The 4,219-nt window shown below is 73.2% G+C and carries 5 protein-coding genes; 3 read left to right on the forward strand and 2 right to left on the reverse strand.

Going from position 1 to position 4,219, the window contains the following annotated elements; translation table 11 throughout:
- Positions 1-55 precede the first annotated feature (55 nt).
- From galE to idi, 3 genes are all read left to right on the forward strand, one after another.
- Positions 56-1,072, forward strand: coding sequence for a UDP-glucose 4-epimerase GalE (galE, locus tag FOE67_RS18235; protein ID WP_182665619.1), 1,017 nt, complete (start codon positions 56-58; stop codon positions 1,070-1,072).
- A gap of 186 nt (positions 1,073-1,258) precedes the next feature.
- Positions 1,259-2,194, forward strand: coding sequence for a cation diffusion facilitator family transporter (locus FOE67_RS18240; protein WP_182665622.1), 936 nt, complete (start codon positions 1,259-1,261; stop codon positions 2,192-2,194).
- A 202-nt stretch (positions 2,195-2,396) separates the two neighbouring features.
- Entirely contained in the window at positions 2,397-2,966 is a 570-nt protein-coding gene (gene idi / locus FOE67_RS18245; RefSeq protein WP_228474016.1) for an isopentenyl-diphosphate Delta-isomerase, read from the forward strand.
- A 55-nt stretch (positions 2,967-3,021) separates the two neighbouring features.
- Here idi and FOE67_RS18250 read toward each other — a convergent pair whose 3' ends face one another.
- Together FOE67_RS18250 and FOE67_RS18255 are read right to left on the reverse strand one after the other, a co-directional pair.
- Positions 3,022-3,507, reverse strand: coding sequence for an ATP-binding protein (locus FOE67_RS18250; RefSeq protein ID WP_182665624.1), 486 nt, complete (start codon positions 3,505-3,507; stop codon positions 3,022-3,024).
- A gap of 119 nt (positions 3,508-3,626) precedes the next feature.
- Positions 3,627-4,187, reverse strand: coding sequence for an HdeD family acid-resistance protein (locus tag FOE67_RS18255; RefSeq protein WP_323385012.1), 561 nt, complete (start codon positions 4,185-4,187; stop codon positions 3,627-3,629).
- Positions 4,188-4,219: the final 32 nt, after the last annotated feature.

Consider the following 4,219-nt stretch of genomic DNA (forward strand, 5'->3'; position numbering starts at 1 on the left):
GTGAGATGCGTATAAGAGACAGGGGCCGGGCGGGGGCCGGCAGTAGGCTGCCGGCATGACGTGGCTGATCATTGGCGGCGCCGGCTACATCGGGGCGCACGTGGCCCGGGCCATGACGGCGGCCGGGGAGTCCGTGGTGGCGCTGGACGACCTCTCCTCGGGGGTGGCCGAACGCCTCCCGGAGGGGGTGCCGCTGGTGCGGGGCACCGTGGCGGACCGGGCGCTGCTGGACCGGACGCTGGCGGAGCACTCCGTGGACGGTGTGGTGCACCTGGCCGCCCGCAAGGAGGTCGCCGAGTCGGTGGCCGACCCCCTGCTCTACTACCGGGAGAACGTGCACGGCCTCACCGTGCTGCTGGAGGCGGTGGTGGCGGCGGGGGTGGGGCGTTTCCTCCTCTCCTCCTCGGCCGCCGTCTACGGCACGCCACCGGACGACGCGCCGGTGACCGAGGCGACCCCGTGCCGACCGGTGAACCCGTACGGGGAGACGAAGCTGGCCGGCGAGTGGCTGGTGCGGGCCACGGGCGCGGCGCACGGCCTCGCCACGTCCTGTCTGCGGTACTTCAACGTGGCGGGGACGGCCCTGCCGGAGCTGGCCGACCGGGGGCGTTCCAACGTCGTGCCGATCTTCCTCGAGCGGTTGGCCCGGGGCGAGGCCCCGGTGATCAACGGGGACGGCTATCCGACGCCCGACGGGACCTGCGTGCGGGACTACGTGCACGTGGCGGACGTGGCGGCGGCCCACCTGGCGGCGGCCCGGTACCTCACCACGGCCCCGGCGGGTTCGGACCTGACGGTGAACATCGGGACCGGCACGGGGGTGTCGGTGCGGGAACTGGCGGTGCTGGCGGCCGGGGCGATGGGTCGGTCGGACATCGAGCCGGTGGTCGGTCCCCCGCGGGCGGGCGACCCGGCGCGGGTGGTGGCGGCGGTGGACCGGGCCCGCGAGGTGCTGGGGTTCACCGCCGCGCACGACATGCGGGAGATGATCGCCTCGGCCCGGGAGGGACGACTCGCCACGGTGTCCGCGCAGGTCACGACGGGGAACGAAAGCGCAGGTCAGAGGGGATGACAACGGTTTTCGACGTCGCGTTGCCCGATACCCCCGGGGCGTAGTTCACTGGGCCCGGCCCCGGCGGTTCGCCGGGCGTCCCGGTCGGGCATGCGCCGGGGTGCCGTCGCGTTGTGCGGAGGGGCCCGGCGGGGACTCCCGGCGTGAACGGACCCCGGAACGACGACGCGCACGGAGGCTGGACGCATGGGAGCCGGACACCACCACGGCCACACCGGCACGGGAGGCGGGGGCACGGCCGGCGCGGCGCACCGGGGCCGGCTGTGGATCGCGCTCGGCATCGCCTGTCTGCTGCTGGTGGCCGAGGCGATCGGCGCGGCCCTGACCGGGTCGCTGGCACTGCTGGCCGACGCGGGTCACGTGGCGACCGATGTGATCGGCCTGGGCGCCGCGCTCTTCGCCATCCACCTGGCCAACCGTCCGACGGCGGCGCGGCGCACCTTCGGTCTGGCCCGGGCGGAGATCCTGGCGGCGCTGTTGAACTGCGTGCTGTTGCTGGGGGTCGGCGGGTACATCCTGATCGAGGCGATCGACCGGTTCCGGAACCCGGCGGAGGTGCCGGGCGGACTCACCATCGCCTTCGGTTTGCTGGGTCTGGCGCTCAACGGCGTCTCGCTGGCGCTGCTGATGCGCGGGCAGCGGGAGAGCCTGAACGTGCGCGGTGCCTTCCTGGAGGTGCTGGCCGACGCGCTGGGTTCGCTGGCGGTGGTCGCGGCGGCCGTGGTGATCCTGCTGACGGGGTGGCAGTACGCCGACCCGATCGCCTCCCTGGTGATCGCCGGATTGATCGTGCCGCGCACCCTGCGACTGGCCGGGGAGGCCCTGGAGATACTGCTGGAGGCCGCGCCGCGCGGGGTGGATCCGGGGGAGGTCCGCGAGCACATGCTGGGCGTGGAGGGAGTGCGGGAGGTCCACGACGTGCACCTGTGGACCATCACCTCCGGGATGCCGGTGGTCTCGGCGCACGTGGTGGTGGCGCCGGAGGTGCTGGACGCGGCGGGACACGAACGGATCCTGCACGAGTTGCGGGAGTGCCTGGGCGGGCACTTCGCGGTGGAGCACTGCACCTTCCAACTGGAGCCGGCGGGGCACGCGCGGCACGAGGCCGGGCTCTGCCACTGACGGTCGGCGCCCCCGGGCGGGCCCGTCCCCCGCCGTCCCGGGCGGGGCGCGCGGGAGCGTGCGCACGGCGCCCGGGGGTGGGTGCCTCCCCCCGGAGGGGCCGTGGGGCACACTGGGTCGGGTGGTCGGACGCCCCCGGGGGCACCGGCCCGATCCGTCCCGCGGCCCGGCCGCGACCCGCACCGCGAGCGGAAAGGCTCCCATGTCCCGCAGCACCACCCCTCCCGCCGAGCCGATCATGCTGGAACTGGTCGACGAGCGGGGACGGACCGTCGGCGTCGAGGAGAAGCTGGCCGCCCATCGCGCGCCCGGACTGCTGCACCGCGCCTTCTCGGTCTTCCTGCTCGACGCGGAGGGACGCCTGCTGTTGCAGCGGCGGGCGAAGGAGAAGTACCACTCCCCCGGTGTGTGGTCCAACACCTGCTGCGGTCACCCGTACCCGGGCGAGCCGCCGTTCCTGGCCGCCACCCGCCGCACGGTGGAGGAGTTGGGTGTCGCGCCCGCCTCGCTGCGGGCGGTGGGAACCGTGCGCTACAACCACCCCGACCCGGACTCCGGGCTGGTGGAACAGGAGTGGAACCACCTCTTCGCCGGACGGGTGGAGGACGTGCCGCGTCCCGACCCGGCCGAGATCTGCGAGTTCGATTTCGTGACGCCGGAGGGTCTGGCCGAACGTCGTGCCGAGGGGCCGTTCTCGGCCTGGTTCGGCACCGTCCTGGACGCCGCCCTGCCGGGCATCCGGGAGGTGGCGGGGGGCACCGGCGGCTGGTGAGTCCCCTCCCCCGGGCGATGTCGGGCCGGTGGGACCGCACCCCGGTTCCACCGGCTCAGCGCACGGGTACCAGGTCCATCGGCATCGCGGCCCAGATCACCTTTCCGCCGATCGGGGTGGGATCCACGCCGCAGGTGCCGCCGGCCTCGCCGGAGATCTCCCGCACCAGGAGCAGGCCCCGGCCGCCGGTGCGCTCGCGATCGGGCTCGGCGTACAGGGCGGTGGGGCGGTAGGGGTGCCGGTCCTCCACCGAGACCCGGACCCAGCCGCCGCCGAAGGCGATCTCCACCCCGATCTCGGGGGTGAGCAGGGCGGCGTGCCGGACACCGTTGGTGACCAGCTCCGAGAGGATCAGGAGCAGTCCGTGGAGCAGGTTCTCGGAGATCGGCGCGCCCCGCTCCCGGAGGAGCTCGCGCACCGCGCGACGGATCTGCGGCACGGAGGCGTCCACGGGGGCGACGGTGAAGCGCCATGCCCCCTCCTCCGCGCCGGGCGCGGGAGCGGTGTGGTGGGTCGAAGCACTCGCTCGGCTGTCCATCATGCCCGGTACCCATCCCTCTCGTGACGGCCCGCCGACCGGGGATTCCGGTCGACTCCTCTTCGGGGTCACCTCTACGAGTGTTGGCACATGCCAGAGCCCCATGACGCAGTGTTGGGAACTCAGCGCATATCTGCGTCTTTTGACGTATCCCGACCGGACTTGACCGCCCGATTCGGCCCGGGTGTGACCAATCCGATCAGTCGACGACCACCGACACCCGCCGCGATCAGACTCAGTCCGTCGAAGAGCAGGGAGAGGGAGAAGAAGACCCCCAGCACGTACCGGGAACCGTCGGGCCAGTCCACCAGCACCAGCACCCCCAGCAGCACCCCGAAGGCCCCCTGCACCAGCGTCCACACCGTCTGCGGACCGCGCACCACGAAAGCGCCGACCAGACGGTACACACCGGCCGACAGGAACAGCAGCGCCGCGAAGGCCGTCAACCCCTCGGCCCCGACGTCGGGGAAACGGATGAGGATGATCCCCGCCGCCGCGTTCAACGCGCCCACCACCAGACCGGGCCACACGAACCGCGTGCCCCGCGCCGCCACCGCGTGCAGCAGACCGACGCAGCCGCCGAACAGCAGCAACCAGCCGAAGAGCAGCACGGTGGTGACGGTCGCCAGCGCGACGTACCCGAGGCCGACCAGGCCGGCGGCGACCAGCGCGCAGCCCAGCACCTATATCTTATACACATCTCCTAGCCCACGAG

Source organism: Streptomyces calidiresistens (genome assembly GCF_014141525.1).
Taxonomy (GTDB): domain Bacteria; phylum Actinomycetota; class Actinomycetes; order Streptomycetales; family Streptomycetaceae; genus Streptomyces; species Streptomyces calidiresistens.